The sequence below is a fragment of the Oceanobacillus senegalensis genome (genome assembly GCF_900176885.1).
GTDB lineage: Bacteria > Bacillota > Bacilli > Bacillales > Amphibacillaceae > Oceanobacillus > Oceanobacillus senegalensis.
In genome coordinates, this window is record NZ_LT839648.1 from 1552813 (window position 1) to 1573191 (window position 20379).

The following is a 20379-nucleotide window of genomic DNA, read 5'->3' on the forward strand; positions in this document are numbered from 1 at the left end:
TCACTTTTATATTCTAAAATATCTCCCGGTTGGCAATCTAATGCTTTACAGATCCCATCTAGAGTTGAAAGTCTTATTGCTTTTGCCTTTCCATTTTTCAATATTGAAATATTGGCCATTGTAATTCCAACCTTCTCTGATAATTCCGTAACACTCATTTTTCTTTTCGCCAACATCACATCGATATTTATGATTATCGCCATTGTTTTCACCTCAGACCGTTAAATCATTTTCTTCTTTTATATCAATAGCTTTTTGCAAGAGTCTTTGTAGAACAGAAGCAAAGACTGCAACAGCAAATGACGTACCAATAATTATCATTCCAATTAATAGAAGACCCGGTGCGTCATCCCACTCCGCTACAATATACACCAATGGTAGTATGACAACATATAAGCCACTGATTATTTTGGCACCGTTTTTTATCTTTTTTAAAGCTATTACCGAAATTTGAGAAAAGGCTTGATCCTTTTCAATATAATTTAATAATTTTAACGTTTGATACAATGCCATATAGAACGGTATCGTAGCTATATACATAACAATTAAAATACTAAGTACAATATAACCTAGCGTATCACCATTTGCTGTATGGCTAAATGCTACCTTTACTAGCTGTGGTAATCCAAATATACATAAAGCAAGAACCGGAATTCCCATAATGATCACAGTTATTTTTAAAAATAATGTTGAAACTTGTTTCATAAAAAGCACCTCACTTTAATATTTTCATATCAATTATAAATCGGATATTTTCTGTAAAAAAATATCAACTTTTAACAAACTTAATTATTTCAAATTATTAATAAACTTGATTCTGCCTTATATAGAAAAAACATACAACGAAATAGGAAAAAATCTGTTCTGTATAGTAAAGAAAACACTAAGAACAATAGAATCATATCTGAATTCATATATAGGCGGAAGACTCCAATTATGAATCCTATAATCTAATAGCTTTTTGTGGAGATGTAGTTTTATAAAAATTGTTAACACTTTAATAATTACTTTTACACATCACGTTTTTTAAAACTATATATTGCAATGAGTAGGATAATTAATCCATAAAACAACGCATACCAAACCATCATATTACTAGGAGAAGAAATACTAGTGAACATTCCGCCTTGAGCTAGTGACAATGGATTGTCTGATGAATCAAATAATAAAATTGTCATCTTTCGATATATCGAGTCTATTGGAAAGACAAGACTCATGATAATCCCGATATTTACTAGACTTGCTTTTTCTGCTATTACTCCAAATTGTTCAATAAAGCCTCCAATAAACGCCGATCCATATATAATGATCGAAATAATTCCTGCATTTAAAGTTGTCATTCTTGTACTTAATAACAACCCGAACGATATCAGAACAAAGGGCTGAATAACAAATACACTTACTGCCTTGAATAGCTGTATCGGTTTAATATCTAGCGACATCCATTCCGATCCAAACGATTTGTGGAGTAGAATAATACTTAAAAAAAGGAAGACTGTATAAGCCATCAATAAAAAAGCTAATCCTATAAACTTTCCTAACACGTATTGGGTTCTAGAAATTGGGCGCATTAACCATGTATCAATTTGATGATTAGATATTTCACCTGATATTGCACTAACACTTGACAATATCGCAAGTAAAGCAACAATAAAAGATGAAAAGTATAATCCAATTCCTAAAAATTGTGAGGCAACAAACTTTTGTAATATAATGTGTTCTGTACCTTGAACCGATCCACCACCCGGGGTATCCTTTCCAGCAAAATAAATAGCTGTTCCATAAAGCGCTAGAAAAATCACTGTCATAATAATAGTAATTAAAAATATCCGCTTCGAAATAATTTCTTTAAAGGTTAGCTTACTGATTGTCCACATAATTGCTCTCCCTTTTCCGGTTTACCCAATGTAAAAAGACATCTTCTAAATATGGTTTGATTGGTTTTACTTTATAGATTGCGACCTGATTTGAGGAAAGATAATCGATAAGTCTTGGTATATTGGTTTCGTCCTCTAGTTGGATAACCCAGCTCATACGTGATTTTTCCTCATTTACTTTTTGATAATGTGTTACATATGAAGGAAGAGGCACATCGATAGGCCCTTCTGTTACAATTTCAACTTGTGCATCGGTTATCATTAGTTCTCGCCAAGGTCCTTGTACAATCATTTCTCCTTGGTGAACAATCGAAACATAATCACAAACGGACTCTACTTCATATAACAAATGACTATTTAAAAAAATTGTTTTTCCCCGATCTTTGAGATATGCCATGAGATTTCGCACATCTTTGCGTCCGATTGGATCAAGTGCAGAAGTCGGTTCATCAAGAAAAACTACCTTTGGATCATTTAAAATTGCACAAGCAAGACCGATCCGTTGGGACATTCCCTTAGAAAATCCACTAATACGGCCATTTTCTCTTCCTGTCATCCCTACTAGTTCTATCACTTCTTCAATTCGAATATTTCGTTGTCTGATTGGTATCTTACATAACTCAGCATGGGTTTTTAACAATTGTTTCCCAGTTAACCAATCTGGATAACGAAATAACTCAGGTAGATAACCCACATTTTCCAGTGACTTCGGTGACCCAATCGGCTCTCCGAGTATAAAACCTTCTCCACTTGTAGGTTGGATTAATCCAAGAAGCGTGCGTACGAATGTGCTTTTTCCAGAGCCATTAGGTCCTAAAAAACCATACACAATTCCCTCACCTACCGATAATGTCACATCTTTAATACCACCTTTTCCGTTGTATGTTTTTGTTAAAGATTTTGTCTGAATAACGTTCATCATCTTTCCTCCGATATATTTCATAGGTTCAGAGCGCGATATGCTCTGAACTTGCTATTCAATTCATTTGTTTAACTAATTGTGGTAATTCATCCGCACCAATTTCACCTTCAGAAACGATTGTATGGATATTGCCATTTTCCTGCCATATAATTGCAGATTTCTGTTCACTTTCAACTAAAACTCCTTTAGAATTGCCTACATCAACTTTCGAGGCCGTATATTCTTCTGTTTCCACAAAAGGAATTGGCATTGTTGTTTCAAAGTTATGAATACCAGCAAGCTGCTCTTTTACATTGTTCGGTAAAAATGGTAGAGATAGTAACGTATTTCTTAACTCTCCAATAGACACTCCCTCTGGAACTTTAATTTCTGGAGATTTTGTACGCATATAAGAGATGCGTTGGTCTTTCATCTTATAATCTGTTTTAATGGCTTCATATGTTGATACGGTAAATGGTTTTCCATCTAACAATGCCTCAAATTGATAGTTAGAACCTAATTGAGATAAGATTTGATTCGTATTTTCTACATTTAGAGTAAACGTTATGGTTGATGCTGGGGTCACTTTTACTCCTTCAACGACAAATCCTTCTAACTTCGGTATATGATACCCAGATTCCTTAGCTAATTCATATGTTTCAAAGTACTTCGGCTCTTCAGATGTATCAGATATTTCCAACTCTCCAATCCCCTTTAAATCAAGAGTTCCTTCTTTATTTTCACTAACCCAATTCTCAATTTCCCTTAAATCATTTTGTGTCAACTTAACCATTTCAACTTGGTCAACTCGAAATAATGATAGAAATTGATTCGCCTTCACCTGAACTTGAGGGATTGCTAATGAGCTAAAAATAGCTGTTGCTACAATACTTGAAGTTAATAATTGTTTTGTTGTTCTATTCAAGATACATCATCCTTTTCTAACTTTAAGATATTTTGTCATTTTTAAAAAAATATCATGTCAGATTGCTATAACAAGTCACATCTTCAATATTTTTTACATAAAAAAATAATCCACCTCACTTTTCCTATGAATTGATGGTAACAAAATATTTATCGTAACTCAATAATAAAATATTGAATTACACAGTATTTTTATTGTTTGATTTTTTGGTTTTTTTAATAAAAAAAAGCATTCCCAATAAAGAAATGCTTTAAGATTTACCTATTCTGTTTGTAAATTGCAGGACATAGGGACAGGTTCATCGTCCGAGTATTAACAAAATTGCAGACATTACACCTGTCCCTATGTCCTTCTTTCTAAGTCGTCGGTCCATTTCGATGCTTGGAAATCAATACCCTCTGTCATCGTCGGGCTTTCTATCTTTCTATTATAATAGTCATCCTCATCCCGATGGAGAAAGGCGATGATGACTACATCTTGTTCGATGTTTCCAGATTCTCTAAGATTAGACATAAGCGAGCGTTTGTCCCGTCTCGATTCGCGACAGGGACAGCTGAGAAAGGATCAATCATACCTTCAGCAGAAATCATGCGTTCCACGAATTACTTTGTCCCCATTTCCAAGTTAAGCACGAGCTATGATTCCTTATTTTTTCAATAATCTGTAGCAAGATTTAAGGCAAAAGCCGTTTTCCCAACGGATGGTCTTGCCACCACAATAATCAGTTCTCCCCTTTGTAGGCCTCCTCCATGGCATCCTCACTCGGCGCTTCCAAATAAGACCTTACAAATTCCCGGCTTTTTCGCATCCTATAGGAATTAAACAACGTTTCCTTTTTACCTGGAATAAGATAACCAAAAGAAGGCATTGTTTGCATCGCATCAAGCAATGGTTTAATTAATGTTTCAAACCGATTACTAGAAACCATGATAATTGCAAGGGGAACCCAATAATGATAGTCATAACCATACTCGCAATGACAATAGTTAATGTATACTTGCTTACAAGGTCACTCCTGATAATGCAGATTTTACTTTTTCAGCAATGTCTTCTGGAAGCCATTCTGTCCACACTTTTTCATAATTTTCTAAGAACCATAAAGCCGCTTCCTCTGGCGTTGCCTCATTTTCCTGCATATAAAGTAATGCTTCTCCTGTTAAAACATTAGAAGTTTGATAGTTACTTAGAAATTCTGTAACTTCTGGTGCCCGCTTTGTAAATTCTGCATTCGCTACAATATAAGCTGGATTTTCAGGGAATGCAGTACCAAAGTTTTTATTAAAAATCTCCTCATTATACGCGGGTTCTTCAAGTCGAGTCATATCATACTTAGTCATTGTCCATGTTGGAGACCATTGATAACCAACCCATGCTTCATTATTCATAAATGCTTTCTCTATCGATGCAGAGACTGCTCCCGCAGAGCCAGGTGTAAAATAATTATAATACTCATTAAGACCATATGTATTAACTTTCTCCTCTAAAACATCATGGATAACTGTTCCAGAGGGCGCACCAATAATCACGCCTTTCGATGGATCTGAGGGATCTTTAAATAGCTCTGGATACTTTTTCAAATCCTCCACCGTTTTTAAATCAGGTGCCATTGGTTCAATTCCCTTTTCAGGATCACCTTCAATAACATATGTTGGAACAAAGAATCCTTGGTCATCGGTCACAAGATTCGTCGAAAGTTCGACCACATCACCAGCAGCTTTTGCCTCCAAGTACGGTTCCTCCATGTTGTTGTACCAAAGTTCCATATAAACATCGATTTCACCTTTCGTAAGCCCTGTAAATGTTGCAATAGAAGAACCATTTACAAAATCAACAGGATAATCATAGCCATTTTCAATAATGAATGCTGCAATAAAATTATGTACTTGCATACTATCCCATCCCCCATCAGCGATGGAAATCACTTGTTTTTCAGCGGCCTTTTTCCCGTCTTCTGAAACATCGCTATATATCCCCAATCCAATTAAAAGAACAAACATAAAGGACCAAATATATCTCCATTTTTTTACCATCTTCTCCCTCCTTTCTATAGAAAGTGTAACATCTATAATCCATAAGTTTATGTAAAACGAATCCAATTGGGACATGTAGACATGAAACATATGGTAGGTTCATCTTCCGAGTATTAACAAAATTACGGACAGTTCACCTGTCCCTGTGTCCTATTTTTCCAATAAATAATTTTTTGCAACCCCTCTTATCACATTTGTTGAAATGCCATCAAAAGTTCCTCCAATGATTCCCCCTGCCAACGGAATCATTTTCCCTAATATGACACAAGGCCCTCCGATTGGTTTTTCCTCCATTTTTGAGGTGGGGGTGTTACTGCCCCTTAACCTGCGATAAAACTCCCCTCTACATAATAAGCATCATTCTCTTCATGATCCCTCACGGTGAATTTCTCCCCTAAACTAAAGACTTTTTGTTTGATAAATAGTTTTTTCAACCCTTTACCTCCTTTTACTCTTATCTATAATACGAATCGAAGTTAAAATGTTTCTTTTTGATAAGTAGTGGCACGCCTCCACACCTAGTACTATTAAATATCCTTAGTTATGATAGAATAAAATCTAGTATTTCAAACTGGACGGTGCTAGCATTGGAAAAAGTGAAAAGGAAAGAAGTCGATTTGTATGAACCAATTAATAAGTATTTTAAACGCAAAGGATATGAAGTTTACGGAGAGGTTAAAGATTGTGATATTGCTGTAATTAAAGATGACTTGCTCATTATTGTGGAATTAAAATTAAACTTAACGGTCGACCTACTCATTCAAGCAACCAAACGACAACGATTGTCCGAGCATGTGTATGTTGCCATCCCGAAGCCGAAAAAGCACAACCCTCGCTCAAGAAAGTGGCGTGATACGTGCCATCTATTACGAAGATTAGAGTTAGGTTTGATTCTTGTTTCCTTTACCGAAAAGCAAAGACGAGTGGAAATTGTCATTGAGCCAACCCCTTTTCAGCGTCCAATCAGTATGGGGAAAGCCAAATATCGCAGGCAAGCAATCATGAAAGAGATTAATGGTCGAAGTGCGGATTATAATATTGGTGGGTCGAACAGAAAACAGATTATGACAGCATATCGTGAAAACTGCATCCAAATCGCTTGTTATCTAGATGAACATGGGGAACTATCTCCTAAGCAATTAGTGCAAATGGGGACAGGTAAGAAAACACAATCGATATTAAGTAAAAACTATTACGGCTGGTTTACTCGCGTTAAACGAGGAATCTATGTGATTAGTGAAAAAGGAAAGAAAGAATTGAAGCAATACCCGGAGTTGGTGGAGTATTATCGTCAATAGCTTTTATATTCAATTACCACAGCTGTGGTAATAGCAAAATAAAACTACTGTCCGTAAATTAACGAGTTTGATTCATTCGTTTATAGATGATACTTTCATCTTCAAGATTTCATAGACATAGCAAGTCGCATCGCTAGCCTTACAGGAGTCGCGGGGGTTTCTATTTGATTGACATCTCCAATAAAAAAACATGCCCTTTTCGGGATTGTAAAAGGCAAAGGAACCTGTTGAACCAGAATGACCAATTAATTTACCTTTTCCCATAAAAAGTGTTGCAAGCCCATTTAGTGGAATTCTCATAAATCCAGAACCGTAATGAATTGGAAGCATAGAAACCTTCAACCTGTTGTTTACTTTCAGTTTATGAAAAACAGTATGATTAAATAATTTTTCTTTAAAGAAAGCCTTCGTAAATACCATTAATTCACGAGCCATAGAAACTTAACCGCCACTTGCGCGAATGCTCATAAGTAATTTTAGACGGTAAAAGGCAGTGTTCTTGTAATAAATATACGGGATAAAATCTTCCTCATCTACCGGAAGATAGGTACTCCTTAAGGATTAAAAATTAATTGTCTATAAACTTCTTCCAATGTTGAATTAGTAACTATTTCAATTATTTTTCCGGGAATTTCAAAGTCTATATCTATGTAATAGCTCTTTTCCCCATACCCGATGCAAAGTGTGGTTTGATTTCCTTTGTCTTTATGATGGTTTCATCAAAACCAATTTGCGCATCTTTATAAAGAGCGCTTTTTTTCACCTTGCTGCTCCCCTCCTCAATCACATCCCTCAATCCACTAGTATGAAACAATAAGTTCGAGATGGTAAGTCTATTAGAATGCTCACGACCTTTGTAAACATGAAGGTTCCTTAATGTGTCCTTTTTTAAATATTTTGTTAGTTCATCACCTAATGACAGTTTTCCCTGCTCTCTCAAAATAAAAATACAAGTGGTTGTGAACAGCTTTGACCAATTACTTAGCATCATTTTTAAATTGCATACTAAAAAAACAAGATATACGAAAAGAGCCTATCATTTTATACGGAGAATAGTTACTGAGCTTTATAAGAATTTGTTTTATCTCCTATTAGCAGAGACCATATCATGATCATTAAGGATGAAGGAGCTACTCATGGAAAAAATAAATTTATGGGGAGCATTTATCGTCGCGGCTGCAATGCTGTTTTTTATCTTGCTAAAGTTACCGTTTAAAGATTGGCTGCTTATTTTTTTGTTTACTAGTTATATCTTGGTAATCGCTGGTACAGTTGTTGTAGAAAAAAATGCTATCCTACCCTGTTAAAATTCTTGAAAAACATTTTGAATCCAGCTTGCAGTTTGAAATGCTCACATTACATTACCAGTCCTTTTCCTCTAATTTTATAAAACAACTATCACTCGACATATACCGGAATCATCCTGCAAGGCTTATTATATACTTCTGCTCTATCCTTAATGGAAGTTTTGTTAGATACGCACACTGATGTCATTGAATACCATGCATGGGCATGGTTTTACACGTGCACGTTTATAAGTATCTTTATCCTAATCAATTTCGCACGTTCCTTCATAAAATGGGTAAATAAAAGCCTAACAATGTAACAACGCATAATTATTGGTTCTAAGAAAGGAATCGTTAGGTGTACTTTGAAATTTGGTTTCGCCGATGCTACAAGTGGATAGGTTTCCATCTGGTTAACTTATCACTATGGGTTATATTGGTTACGAAGAATACAACTAATTTGGTGGTATTATAACGGATAAAGAGATTAGTAACGTGCACGTATTACAAAATGAGGAACTACATACAACGAACATTTTTTAAAGTCAATGATGACCTTTATGGATGTACAGTGTCTTCTAAAAGGACTCTTTCAATGGTCTCGGACGGGTTCCATCTATTTTTTGCGTCTACTCGTCGATATTTGTCAAACGATTGCTAAAGGATTTTTGACTTCTTTGTAGAATTTTATAAATTAGTAAGGTATAGGGACAGGTGCACGCACTGTCACCTTGTACCGGAGGAGGGTATTAGATGTCTTATAAATATTTACGTTACGAAAGAGAAAATCATGTAGCAGTTGTGACGATTAGCAATTTGCCTGGTAATCAATTAAACACACAAGTGTATCAGGAAATAACTGAATTAATGGGGTATCTGGAAACAGATAAAAATATCAACGCCATTATTATCACTGGAGATGGCGAAGATGCATTTGTTGCGGGTGCGGATATTGGTGAAATGGAAAACCTAAGTACGGTTGGAATGATGGATTTGACCCAGGTAACGAGAGAAGCTTTTTCAAAGATTGAAAACTTGAATAAACCGGTTATCGCATGCATTAATGGGGAAGCACGCGGTGGTGGCTTTGAACTTGCCTTAAGCTGTGACTTACGGATTGCATCCCATGATGCACAACTTTCTTTTCCGGAAATCAATTTAGGTGTCATCCCCGGGGGCGGCGGAACGCAACGAATTCAAAAAGTTGTAGGACAAGGAACTGCGAAAGAGTTATTATACTTTGGGGAACCAATTGATGCCGAACGAGCGTACGAGCTGCAAATTGTGAACAAAGTGGTGGAATCGAGTGACCTTTTACCAACATCGATTGAATGGGCAGAAAGACTAGCTAAAAAAGCCCCTGTAGCGATGCGTATGTTGAAATTGGCAGTCAATACCGGTGCCAATGTTGACCTTGAATCAGCTTTGACCATTGAAGCAACGAGCTATGACGGTGCTTTCGCAACAGAAGACGCACAAGAAGGAATAACAGCCCGCTTAGAAAACAGACAACCTAGCTTTAAAGGCAGGTAATTGGGACACAGGATTGAGGTGACCCCCAAAAGTTAAAGTTTTATATTAAGCAGATAATTGGCTGGTGTGATTGCGGTATTGAACTGGACTCATACCAGCTAATTTTTGCTTGATACGTTTATTATTATAGTAAACTATATGTTTCTCAATCTTGTTTTTTAATTCCTTAAAAGAACACAATGCTTCTCCATGATACATCTCTTGTTTGAGTAAACCGAAAAAGTTTTCCATCGGCGAATTATCTAAGCAGTTTCCTTTTCTAGACATACTTTGAAAAATCTTATTCACTTTCAGTGTTTCTACCCATTTTCTATGTTGATAGTGCCACCCTTGATCAGAATGAATAGTTGTTCTGTATTTTGATTCTTTAACGATTTCTAACGTTTCATTGAGAGGTTTCATCACTAGTTCTAAATTCGGGCGCCTGTTTATTCCAAATGAAATAATTTCGCCATTAAACATATCCATAATCGGATTTAAATATAATTTTCCGTCGGTACATTTAAATTCAGTAATATCTGTCGTTAGTTTTTGAAGTGGCACATTGGTGTAAAATCGACGATTGATGCGGTTTTTGGCAACCTTCCCAATGGTACCTTTATAGGAACGATATTTACGTGTTTTTGTCCAGAATTTCTTGCCTTTAAGTCCTAGTTTCTTCATGATACGTTGAACCTTCTTATGATTCACTTTATGTCCACGGTTTCTTAATTCAAGGTGAATACGACGGTAACCATAATTACCGTTATGTTCATTGAAAATGGATTGAATGAGCCTCTCTAAGTCCTGATCTCGATTTTCCTTCATCATTATTTTAATATGATAATGATATGAAGACTCAGGGATGCCAACTATTTGTAAGACATCTTTTAATTTGAATTCTTCTTTGAGTTCGAATGATAGTGCTGCTTGTGCTTTTCTAGATATCCCTCCGGATCTATCTGAAAAGCTCGCAACTTTTTTAAGTATTCTACCTCCAAACGAAGAAATTCGTATTCTCTTTCCAATTGTTCACGTGTCATTTCTTTTTCATTTATTTGCTTCTTTTTTGTTTGTTTATTTTCTCTATTCTTAGATGTATTAGTCATAGATGGCAGTCCTTTCGTTTCAAAAACATCAACACCCCCCTTAAGAAAGGCTTTCTTCCAGTCAGCTATAATAGTGGAATTTTTCATCCCGAAATGAAGGGCTGTTTCCGTCTCTGAATATCCTGTTCTCTCTATAAATCTTAATACATCTAGCTTAAATTGAACAGAGTAAGTATGTTTCTTCTTCACACTTTTTAAACCATCTTCACCAAATTCTTCATATACTCGTATCCATCTACCTACACTGGATTTTGATTTTATATTATGCTTCTTAGCTAAATCTCTAATTCCTAAATATCCATTTTGATAATCTTTAACTACTTTTATCTTTAAATCATCACTATATTTTTTGACCATAATAGAACACCCCAAAAATTAGTTTTTTCACTCTAACTTTTGGGGTGCACTACAGTTCCTCGTCCCGCAATTTTCCCCTTCATAGATAAAAGCTCTGTGGTAGCATAGAGGCTTAGTTTTCGGTAATGAAGAAAGTGTGCCTTTCCTTCTTTTATTGATTAATCCTTCCTTTCATTAGAATCTACCAAAAACAAGTTGCTCTATTTTTGAAGCGCATGCTGTTGAATAAAAGAATTCGCAAACGTATCTAGAACAAGTGAGCAAATCAAAAAAGCCAAAGGAGAACCTTTGGCTTTGGCTTAAAATAGTTGGAAATGGGACGAGGAACCTGACCCTATGTCCCACTTAGTTTAATTTCTGTGCTGTTCCTGTACGTGAAGATGTTTCAATTGCGTCGAGAAGTTGATGGCGAACGAGAGCATGGGCAAAATCAGGCGTATGGTTCGTACCTTCACGAATATCCTTTGCAAATTGCGCATATAGTCTTCTCGTATTATTTGATACACCTTGCTCATATAGTTCCCCTGAATTACTTGATCCATCAACTGGTCCATCTTGAGCTAAATCATAATAAACAGAGGGAATAGTCATTTCGCTGACCACGGTATCTTCCCCGCGGCCACCTTCCAGTTTTAAATCTGTTAACTGAACTTGTCCAATTGGAGCAGTTAAAATCAAGTCCCCCTTAGTACCGTTAATTTCCCAACGCATATTCTCTCCACGAGAGCTACCACCTCGGTAAAATACAGAGATAGCTGCACCACTATTCACTGTACCTATAATAGAAGCATGATTTGGAGAAGTAACAGGAATACTCTCATTTTCCTCCATTAACAGAACTTCTGATTGGTTGGATACTAGGTTAGCTGAAACACTTGAAAAATCACCGAGCATGTAAGATAAAGCATCTAAGGCATGAAAAATTGGAATAGATAGTAGTGTCGCTCCGTTTGCTGCATCAAATAAATAGGCATGGTTACGATCGGTAACATTTCCCCAAGCCATGCCTGATCCAACTAGAATGGATCCTTGCACCTCACCAATATAACCATCTGCAATTAAATCACGCACGTAACGAATAGCTGGTTGAAAACGTGCCTGTAAGCCTACAGCAGTGCGAACACCAGCTAGCTCAGCGCGTTTAGCAAGATCTTTTGCTTCTTCTAGACCGTTACCAAGTGGCCATTCAGAAAATACCATTTTACCCGCATCCAGAGCAGCAGAGATTAGTTCATGATGGTAAGGAACCCTTACTGTTACAACAACTAAATCCACGTCAGGATGATTTACTAAATCCTTATAATGATCAAAAGCTGGCACTCCAAATTCCTTTTCAGCTGCTTCTGCTGATTCACGACGGCTCGTACTTACTGCCCGTAGTTCATACTCTTCTGGTAATGCTTTAATAGCTGGAATATGTGCGTTGACTGCCCAACTATCAGGGTTTAATGGGCTTGCACCAATAATGCCAACACCAATTTTCTTTTTACTCAATTGTTTTTCAGTTGCCATGCAACCTCTCCTTTACTCTATTTATTATTCCATTTAATTCGCTTGCAAATGAAATGATTAAGAAGGAAGGGTTTAAAAATGGTACCCTCCATCTATTTCATGAGCTTCTCAATCATAAACGCTCTTCAGGTCTAATANCCCTCCGGATCTATCTGAAAAGCTCGCAACTTTTTTAAGTATTCTACCTCCAAACGAAGAAATTCGTATTCTCTTTCCAATTGTTCACGTGTCATTTCTTTTTCATTTATTTGCTTCTTTTTTGTTTGTTTATTTTCTCTATTCTTAGATGTATTAGTCATAGATGGCAGTCCTTTCGTTTCAAAAACATCAACACCCCCCTTAAGAAAGGCTTTCTTCCAGTCAGCTATAATAGTGGAATTTTTCATCCCGAAATGAAGGGCTGTTTCCGTCTCTGAATATCCTGTTCTCTCTATAAATCTTAATACATCTAGCTTAAATTGAACAGAGTAAGTATGTTTCTTCTTCACACTTTTTAAACCATCTTCACCAAATTCTTCATATACTCGTATCCATCTACCTACACTGGATTTTGATTTTATATTATGCTTCTTAGCTAAATCTCTAATTCCTAAATATCCATTTTGATAATCTTTAACTACTTTTATCTTTAAATCATCACTATATTTTTTGACCATAATAGAACACCCCAAAAATTAGTTTTTTCACTCTAACTTTTGGGGTGCACTACAGATATTAACTGGGGGTCAGGCACCACAGTCATGAGGGATTTAGTTGACGTGGATTTCGGTGTCAGTCCCCCGCTTCTTTATACGTAATTTTTTTACTTCACCGGGGGATAGCCACCATATCACGGTCAAGAATTATTATTAAACAAATAATTTATAACACTCTCAAACGCCGATACATCTTTCGTTATCAAAAAGGCAGGCATAAGAATTATAGTGAATATAACTGCTAAATAAGAAACTACCCATTTTGCAAAGATATTTGAAACCGTTTTCATTTATATCGCCTCTTTCTGACTTTTAATAATATTCTATTATATCTAACGAAGAAAATCAAGTAATTGTGACATATTTGTGAACTTTTTTTATGTAACTTAATAGTTTTAGGAAATGCTTAAGTATAATATGGAACAATTGAATAGGAACTATAGAAGAGATTCCTTGACAAGTTATCATGGATTGACTAATGAATTTAGTCTATTCAACAACCATTCTATCTATCAGCCACCCTGTTCCCATCAAAGATGTATGTTTTAAATAGCTCAAGTACTAAACCTCGTTTGAAGATACCCTGAACAAACGAATGGTTCAAGCTCAGTTCCCAACTTTGCTTGGTTGCTTCTTTCAAATTCTTCTGTAAAACACAAAAAAATTCCTCCCCTTTTCGTTTCCGACTTTGGAGGAGGAAAGGATATACACTTTTGTTAGCCAGTTTTTTACAGCCTTTATTCTTCGACGATAGAATCAGCGTTCTTCACTGCCCTCAGCTGGTATTAACCGGGTTCAAAGGGGTCAAGAAATGAACCTTGTCTCAGCCAAGCGTATAATTTTTTTACAAATCTAACATATTATAACTATTAAATTGTTATTTTTCTGTTGCTATATTCCCCATTGCAATAGAAATTCTATTCCAACTATTAATTTGATTAATGATCAGAACAAGGTCAACATATTGTTTCTCGTCATAATGTTCTCGCACTCGTTGGTAAAGCTCATCTGGAACACGTTTTGTCGGGATTAATGTCACATGCTCAGCTAACTCTAAAGCTACTTTTTCTGCTTCTGTATAGAATTCACACTCGCCCCAGGCACTAACACAGTAAATTCTTTGTTCGGTTTCCCCCATTTTTCGTGCATCACTTGTATGCATATTCAAACAAAATGCACACCCATTAATTTGAGAAACTCGAATTTTAATAAGCTCACGAAGTTTTCGTTCGATCGCTGTCCCTTTTGTGTACTTTTCCATCCCCATCATCATTTCCATTCCTTCAGGGGCAATTTCATAATAAGAAACCCTTTGACTCATAAAGCAAGACTCCTTTAATTTGGTATATGACCATTATACCACTCAAGAACATATGTACCATTCCAGGTGTTGGGGACTGGTAGTCTAATGCATAATAGGTGCAAATTCATTTTCTGGAAATGCGCTCGTTAATAGATGATACTTTCATCTTCAAGATTTCATAGACATGACAAGTCGCATCGCTAGCCGTACAGGGGTCGCGGGGCTTTCCATTTGATTGAAATCTCCTATAAAAAACTTGTCCTTTTCGGGATAGTAAAATGCAAAGGAACCTGTTGAACCAGAATGGCCAATTAATTCACCTTTTCCCATAAAAAGTATGCAAGCCCATTTAGTCGAATTCTCATAAATCCAGAACCGTAACGAATTGGAAGCATAGAAACCTTCAACCTGTTGTTTACTTTCAGTTTATGAAAAACAGTATGATTAAATAATTTACAGCTTTGTGATGCTTGCAAGTAAGAACGGTGTATCTTTATTCTTACCCCCGTACCCAAAACTATATGAAACATCTCCATTAAAGTTTTCAACAAGAAGAACAGATTCATGTATTTGTTTTTCTTTGTAACGCTTCCGAAAATTTTTTGGACTTTTCTTTTTTGAATTTCCATATGGATGCCCCCATGATATTTTAGTAAATAACGATTATGAATAATACCATTATTCCATTAAATGGCCCGTCCGTGGAAGACTGTAAATGCTAAACTAGGCTTAACACTTTTATACAAATAAGCGAATATGATGTCATTCCATGTTAATACTTTTCTGCACTGAGAACGTGGGAACTAATATAGTATAGGAAGATTTTTTGTCATCATTTAAATGTGTAACTAACCTAAAAACCCCACTTGTATGAACAAGTAGGGTTTTATTTGACTTCGACTTCTGATTCTAATGGAAATTCCGTTTTCAACACGTCCTTTTCTTAAATAGCCAACTTACTATACTCGTTAATTTGTTCTTCTGTTAATTGTTCTATAAAATGATAAAAGCTAACTGACTTCATTCCATATCTTTCACAAATAGACAAGTAACCACGGTATGCTGCTACACACATATTTTCCATTATTTCCCTCCTATTTGTTATATAACAGAGATTATTTTATATTTATAATATATAACAGTACTATGTGTTTGTCAATAACTATTTTGAGGGAAAATTAAAATAACCTCTTTAGAATAAGTTCATCTGTTATAAAACACAAGGACGGTTCTAATGCTCCCACCCAAAAATAGAAGCAGAACCGTCCACCATACTTCCAACAGCATGAATGGCCATAATATTTATGCTGCCTGAATATGATAAAACAACGTCAGCTTGAGTGAATGAAGAAGGGCAAGTAGAGGAATATTCCTAGTAAAATCATCGTAATAAGCAGTACAATACTTTTCCACCTTTTTCGCCTCCAGAACAATAGGGAAACGATGATGCTTTGTACAAATATCATTGTTGCCCCAATGATGACCATCCAAAGTGAGCCGATAAATGTTCCTAACATATTGATAAGGATCCCAACAGGCATCAAAGCAATCACAATGATAACAACTGGACTTCCTTTAATACGTTCTAAAATCTTTGTGCGTTCAGATTCAGAAAATTGGTCGTATTCAATAAGTGCAAACCACCCAGTAAGGAGAACGATTGCACCTAGTACCGAAATCGAACCCATGTGAAAACCCCCTTTATTATCATACTAACCAATTTCCTATCCAATTGAAACATCATGGAGAACTGCAGATTTTGGGATTAGCCCCCAACCCGCCGCAAACAAAAAACACCCGTCAGGATAAACGCAACGGATGTTATTTAACGAAGCATTATAAATTAGGTCGCTTGCCACCAAGTGGATTCAATTTTTCAATCGCATAACCGGTATTCAGTACACGTCCATCCGCAAATGCTGGTCCCGTAATTTGGATTCCTACTGGCATCTTTCCATTCCATCCACAAAGAACGGATAGGGTCGGTGTACCAGTCATATTTAATGGGTTTGTCAAGCGAATAAAGTTCGGTAGTAATGGCACCTGCTCACCGTTCAAATCAACCATTTCATCCCCGATTTTATTCGGCATAACTGGTAATGTCGGTGAAATTAGCACGTCTACTTTTTTGAATATGTCATTGAATTCTTCTGTCAACTGTTCTTTTACTCTAGCAGCATCTGCATATTGCTTGGAAGATGGGAAAAATCCAGAAACTAGGGAATCACGTATATCTTTCCCAAAGTCTTCGGGTCTTTCAATAATACTATTATAATGAACAGCAGAAGCTTCGGAAACAGAGAACGTAAATCCTGCCCAGTCAGCATCTTTCATCGTAGGTATTTTAACCGTTTCTACCTCTGCACCCAGATCAACAAGTACTTGGATGGTATCACGAACAGACTTTTCAATATTGGAATCGATGTTGTTGAAGAAGTACTCTTCATTAACACCAATTACTAAGTCTTTCACATCTCCCGTAATTTGATTGAGATAGTTTTCAGGCTTCCGTTCAACAGAGCCAGCATTTTTTTCATCGTGACCAGCGATGATTTCGAGTAATCCAGCTGCATCTTTCACCGTTTTTGTCATTGGGCCAACATGATCCTGAGTCCATGATAATGGGAACACTCCATGGGTGCTAACTAACCCACGAGTAGGTTTTAATCCAACAATTCCACAAGCAGCCGCTGGAATACGGATAGAACCGGCTGTATCTGTTCCAATAGATGCAGCACTTGCACCAACTGTAACAGCTGCGCCTGACCCACCACTAGAACCACCTGGTGTCTTCTCCAAATCCCATGGGTTACGGACTGGACCGTAATACGGGTTATTGCTTGTAATACTCAGCGCATATTCATGTAAATTCAATTTCCCTGTAAAAATAACTCCAGCATCCCGAAGTTTTTGTACCACCGTAGCATCATAAGAAGGGACATAGTCTTTATGTATTTTTGAGCCCATCGTTGTTAATTTATCTTTAAAGAAAATATTGTCTTTCATTCCCATTGGGATTCCGTGATACATTCCACGATAGTTACCATTTCCGATTTCTACTTCTGCCTTCTTTGCAGATGCAATTGCCTCATTGCGATAAATGGATATGTACGCATTCGTTTTTTCCTGCGTTTCTTCCGCACAATCAAGTACCGCTTCTGTCAATTCAACAGGAGAAATCTCTTTGCTTTTAAGAAGTGGTGCTAATTCCTCAACTGATTTTGATACAAGCTCGTTTGCCAATTTCTCTCCTCCACCTTCTCTCGTTGTAATTTTCTGTACACTTTCATTGTAAGATGGAGAATTCTAGTAATCAAGAAATACAATTTTTATAGAAAGGTATAAAGTTAATTGATTGAGAATGGTGTCAGTCCCCCACTTCTCTAAAGCATTAATGCTTTACTACACTGGGGGATAGGCACCATTCCTATAGGCTCTTCAAAGCCGATATTTCTTCTATCAATTCCGCGCCAACATTTGTTTCTAGTACTAGTTTCCTTTCTACCTCTTCGTTTACCACTTGCGTTAATTATGATTTTACATTTTGTAGACTACTTTTATTTATTAGGAAATACCAATGACCGAAAAAATATCTTATTTTTATCCTTCATATTTCCTCACTACTGTAGCGATTCCTTGGCCAACACCAATACACATAGTTGCTAGACCATACTCCACTTTTCTTCTTTTCATTTCATACAATAAAGTAGTTAGAATTCTGGCCCCACTTGCACCTAATGGATGCCCATAAGCAATCGATCCACCATTGACATTTACTTTATCTATGTCGATTGATAACTCATTAATACAAGCTAGAGACTGCGCGGCAAAGGCCTCATTTAATTCAACCAGCCCAATATTATCTATGGATATATTTGCTCTTTTAATAGCTTTCTTTGTTGCTGGTACAGGCCCAATTCCCATGATGGCTGGATCTACTCCTGCCACAGCAAATGATTCAATATAAGCCATTGGGGATAGCCCCAATTCTTTTGCTTTATTTCCCGTCATTAATAATAAAGCACTAGCTCCATCATTAATTCCTGAAGCGTTCCCTGCTGTTACGGTTCCACCTTCATAAACCGTTTTCAAGGTCTGTAATTTTTTTAATGAAGTGTTAGGGCGTGGATGTTCATCCTGTTTTACTAAGCTTGTTTTTCCCTTGATTTTTATTTTAACCGGAACCATTTCTTCTTGCATGCTTCCAGTTTCTATTGCTATATTCGCCTTTTGTTGACTCTTATAAGCGAACTCATCTTTACTTTCCCTGGATATGTCATACTTCTTCGCTACATTATCTGCAGTTTCAATCATGGAATATGGATAATGCTTATCTGCTAATCTCTTATTCACAAATCTCCACCCAATAGTTGTATCATATGTTTCGATGGATCTCTGGAAAGATTTTGTTTGTTTTGCCGTGACGAAAGGAGCTCTTGTCATACTTTCTGTTCCACCGGCAATGAATATATCTCCTTCCCCACACATGATTGCTTTTGCCGCTTGATTCACTGCTTCAAGACTTGAACCACACAAGCGATTTACCGTAACTCCACCGACTGACAGTGGTAAATCTGCTATTAGGGATGCCATTCTAGCAACCATTCCTGTTATCTTCCCCACTCTGATTAGCGCACCCTATATAGACATCTTCGAGTTCTTCCACTGGAAAATCATTTCGCTTAACAATCGCCAGTATAACAATAGCTGCAAGGTCATCAGGGCGTACGTCTTTTAAAGCACCTCGATATTTACCTATCGGTGTTCGAATTGCATCAACTATTACCACCTTATCCATTATCTTCCTCCATTCATCTCTTTTATCCGATCATGCTATGTCCCCCATTCACACTTAGAACCTGACCAGTAATCCAATTAGCCTCATCAGATAACATAAACAATACTGCACCAACTACATCACTTGTGGTGCCCAACCGTCTTGAAGGATATTGTTTGACTATTTTATTTACAATTGACTCATCGAACTCGCCCTGGTCAATCAGTCCAAGCGAAATAGTGTTACACTGGACATTGCTTCTTCCGACTTCTTTGGCTAAAGACTTCAGAAAACTTATTGCCCCATTTCTAGCTGCTGCAGACACAATTAAGTTCCTATCACCAGTTCTAGCGGAATCTCCAACTATATTAATAAACTTTCCATGATTATCTTTCATAGAAGGTACGAATTCATAAACCAGATTTAATACACCATAAAAACACACATCTACTTCTCTCTTCCACTCCTCCGGTTCATATTCGAAAAATCCTTTCATCTGAGCCCAGCCAGCATTGTTGACGATCATATCAATGTGACCAAAGTCCCCACCGAGCTTCTCCTTCATTGACTTCACTTCATCATAATTGGCTAAATCCCCTTGAACAGATGTAGCATGAACTCCTAGCCTTTCTATCTCTTTAACTAATTGGATTGCTTCTTGCTCTGATTCACGATAATGTAACGCAACATTAGCTCCGTTTTCAGCTATAGCAAGCGAAAGCTCGCGCCCAACCCCTTTTGCTGCTCCGGTAATGAGCACATTCTTATTTTTTAAATTTATTTTCATTACCGCATGC

Annotated in this window: 22 protein-coding genes and 5 pseudogenes; 3 read left to right on the forward strand and 24 right to left on the reverse strand. The window is 36.7% G+C overall.

Annotated elements, in window-relative coordinates; translation table 11 throughout:
* The 11 genes and pseudogenes from CAO17_RS07420 to CAO17_RS22175 all read right to left on the reverse strand — a co-directional run.
* A partial coding sequence (locus CAO17_RS07420; RefSeq protein ID WP_085992203.1) for a helix-turn-helix domain-containing protein occupies window positions 1-203 on the reverse strand: 203 nt, incomplete at its 3' end.
* Between the two features lie 10 nt (window positions 204-213).
* The gene (locus tag CAO17_RS07425; RefSeq protein ID WP_085992204.1) at window positions 214-705 is read right to left on the reverse strand and encodes a DUF2975 domain-containing protein; all 492 of its coding nucleotides are present in this window, start codon (window positions 703-705) and stop codon (window positions 214-216) included.
* 305 nt (window positions 706-1010) lie between these two features.
* A complete protein-coding gene (locus CAO17_RS07430; RefSeq protein WP_085992205.1) occupies window positions 1011-1877 on the reverse strand; it encodes an ABC transporter permease subunit in 867 nt (288 codons plus the stop codon).
* Window positions 1861-2796, reverse strand: coding sequence for an ABC transporter ATP-binding protein (locus CAO17_RS07435; protein ID WP_245831796.1), 936 nt, complete (start codon window positions 2794-2796; stop codon window positions 1861-1863). Before CAO17_RS07435 ends, CAO17_RS07430 begins: the two co-directional genes overlap by 17 nt.
* A gap of 58 nt (window positions 2797-2854) precedes the next feature.
* Window positions 2855-3703: a DUF4367 domain-containing protein gene (locus CAO17_RS07440; RefSeq protein WP_085992207.1), complete on the reverse strand. Its 849-nt coding sequence runs from the start codon at window positions 3701-3703 to the stop codon at window positions 2855-2857.
* A gap of 365 nt (window positions 3704-4068) precedes the next feature.
* A pseudogene (locus CAO17_RS07445) lies at window positions 4069-4243 on the reverse strand (DnaB-like helicase C-terminal domain-containing protein); the annotation flags it as partial.
* Window positions 4244-4368: 125 nt separating this feature from the next.
* Window positions 4369-4446 (reverse strand): annotated as a pseudogene (locus CAO17_RS22080) (DnaB-like helicase C-terminal domain-containing protein); the annotation flags it as partial.
* Window positions 4425-4631 (reverse strand): hypothetical protein, encoded by a 207-nt coding sequence (locus CAO17_RS21345; protein WP_085992209.1) that lies wholly within the window; start codon window positions 4629-4631, stop codon window positions 4425-4427. The pseudogene CAO17_RS22080 and the gene CAO17_RS21345, both read right to left, overlap by 22 nt.
* Before the next feature lie 73 nt (window positions 4632-4704).
* A complete protein-coding gene (locus CAO17_RS07460) occupies window positions 4705-5733 on the reverse strand; it encodes an ABC transporter substrate-binding protein (protein ID WP_085992210.1) in 1029 nt (342 codons plus the stop codon).
* 150 nt (window positions 5734-5883) lie between these two features.
* The gene (locus CAO17_RS21350) at window positions 5884-6027 is read right to left on the reverse strand and encodes a hypothetical protein (RefSeq protein ID WP_218775542.1); all 144 of its coding nucleotides are present in this window, start codon (window positions 6025-6027) and stop codon (window positions 5884-5886) included.
* Between the two features lie 35 nt (window positions 6028-6062).
* Window positions 6063-6167 (reverse strand): annotated as a pseudogene (locus CAO17_RS22175) (LURP-one-related family protein); the annotation flags it as partial.
* A gap of 162 nt (window positions 6168-6329) precedes the next feature.
* On the opposite strand from CAO17_RS22175, the gene CAO17_RS07465 reads away from it, so the two are divergent.
* Window positions 6330-7031, forward strand: coding sequence for a DUF2161 domain-containing phosphodiesterase (locus tag CAO17_RS07465; RefSeq protein WP_245831932.1), 702 nt, complete (start codon window positions 6330-6332; stop codon window positions 7029-7031).
* A gap of 72 nt (window positions 7032-7103) precedes the next feature.
* On the opposite strand, the gene CAO17_RS07470 is transcribed toward CAO17_RS07465, so the two are convergent.
* Window positions 7104-7466, reverse strand: a complete 363-nt coding sequence (locus CAO17_RS07470) for a hypothetical protein (protein ID WP_085992212.1) — start codon at window positions 7464-7466, stop codon at window positions 7104-7106.
* A gap of 340 nt (window positions 7467-7806) precedes the next feature.
* Window positions 7807-8022: pseudogene (locus tag CAO17_RS22085) on the reverse strand (serine hydrolase); the annotation flags it as partial.
* 145 nt (window positions 8023-8167) lie between these two features.
* Here CAO17_RS22085 and CAO17_RS21015 point away from each other — a divergent pair.
* Together CAO17_RS21015 and CAO17_RS07480 are read left to right on the forward strand one after the other, a co-directional pair.
* Window positions 8168-8338: a hypothetical protein gene (locus CAO17_RS21015; RefSeq protein ID WP_179151911.1), complete on the forward strand. Its 171-nt coding sequence runs from the start codon at window positions 8168-8170 to the stop codon at window positions 8336-8338.
* Window positions 8339-9070: 732 nt separating this feature from the next.
* A complete protein-coding gene (locus CAO17_RS07480) occupies window positions 9071-9850 on the forward strand; it encodes an enoyl-CoA hydratase/isomerase family protein (protein ID WP_085992214.1) in 780 nt (259 codons plus the stop codon).
* Between the two features lie 45 nt (window positions 9851-9895).
* Here the strand turns inward: CAO17_RS07480 and CAO17_RS07485 are convergent, their stop codons facing one another.
* The 11 genes and pseudogenes from CAO17_RS07485 to CAO17_RS07530 all read right to left on the reverse strand — a co-directional run bounded on the left by CAO17_RS07485 (window position 9896) and on the right by CAO17_RS07530 (window position 20369).
* Window positions 9896-10819 carry an IS3 family transposase gene (locus tag CAO17_RS07485; RefSeq protein WP_342744227.1) on the reverse strand — a complete coding sequence of 308 codons (924 nt, stop codon included), beginning with the start codon at window positions 10817-10819 and terminating at the stop codon, window positions 9896-9898.
* A complete protein-coding gene (locus CAO17_RS07490) occupies window positions 10720-11295 on the reverse strand; it encodes a helix-turn-helix domain-containing protein (RefSeq protein ID WP_085992216.1) in 576 nt (191 codons plus the stop codon). Before CAO17_RS07490 ends, CAO17_RS07485 begins: the two co-directional genes overlap by 100 nt.
* Before the next feature lie 345 nt (window positions 11296-11640).
* Window positions 11641-12807 (reverse strand): Gfo/Idh/MocA family protein, encoded by a 1167-nt coding sequence (locus CAO17_RS07495; RefSeq protein WP_085992217.1) that lies wholly within the window; start codon window positions 12805-12807, stop codon window positions 11641-11643.
* Window positions 12808-12938: 131 nt separating this feature from the next.
* Entirely contained in the window at window positions 12939-13463 is a 525-nt protein-coding gene (locus tag CAO17_RS07500) for a helix-turn-helix domain-containing protein (protein WP_085992218.1), read from the reverse strand.
* A gap of 916 nt (window positions 13464-14379) precedes the next feature.
* Window positions 14380-14823: a carboxymuconolactone decarboxylase family protein gene (locus CAO17_RS07505; RefSeq protein ID WP_085992219.1), complete on the reverse strand. Its 444-nt coding sequence runs from the start codon at window positions 14821-14823 to the stop codon at window positions 14380-14382.
* Between the two features lie 293 nt (window positions 14824-15116).
* Window positions 15117-15434: a hypothetical protein gene (locus CAO17_RS07510; protein ID WP_085992220.1), complete on the reverse strand. Its 318-nt coding sequence runs from the start codon at window positions 15432-15434 to the stop codon at window positions 15117-15119.
* Window positions 15435-15748: 314 nt separating this feature from the next.
* Window positions 15749-15889: a hypothetical protein gene (locus tag CAO17_RS21020; protein WP_179151912.1), complete on the reverse strand. Its 141-nt coding sequence runs from the start codon at window positions 15887-15889 to the stop codon at window positions 15749-15751.
* Between the two features lie 247 nt (window positions 15890-16136).
* The gene (locus CAO17_RS07515) at window positions 16137-16493 is read right to left on the reverse strand and encodes a hypothetical protein (RefSeq protein ID WP_085992221.1); all 357 of its coding nucleotides are present in this window, start codon (window positions 16491-16493) and stop codon (window positions 16137-16139) included.
* 148 nt (window positions 16494-16641) lie between these two features.
* Window positions 16642-18048 (reverse strand): amidase, encoded by a 1407-nt coding sequence (locus tag CAO17_RS07520; RefSeq protein WP_085992222.1) that lies wholly within the window; start codon window positions 18046-18048, stop codon window positions 16642-16644.
* Window positions 18049-18405: 357 nt separating this feature from the next.
* Window positions 18406-19603 (reverse strand): annotated as a pseudogene (locus CAO17_RS07525) (thiolase family protein).
* A gap of 22 nt (window positions 19604-19625) precedes the next feature.
* On the reverse strand, window positions 19626-20369 hold the full coding sequence (locus CAO17_RS07530) for an SDR family NAD(P)-dependent oxidoreductase (RefSeq protein ID WP_085992223.1): 744 nt from the start codon (window positions 20367-20369) through the stop codon (window positions 19626-19628).
* Window positions 20370-20379 lie beyond the last annotated feature (10 nt).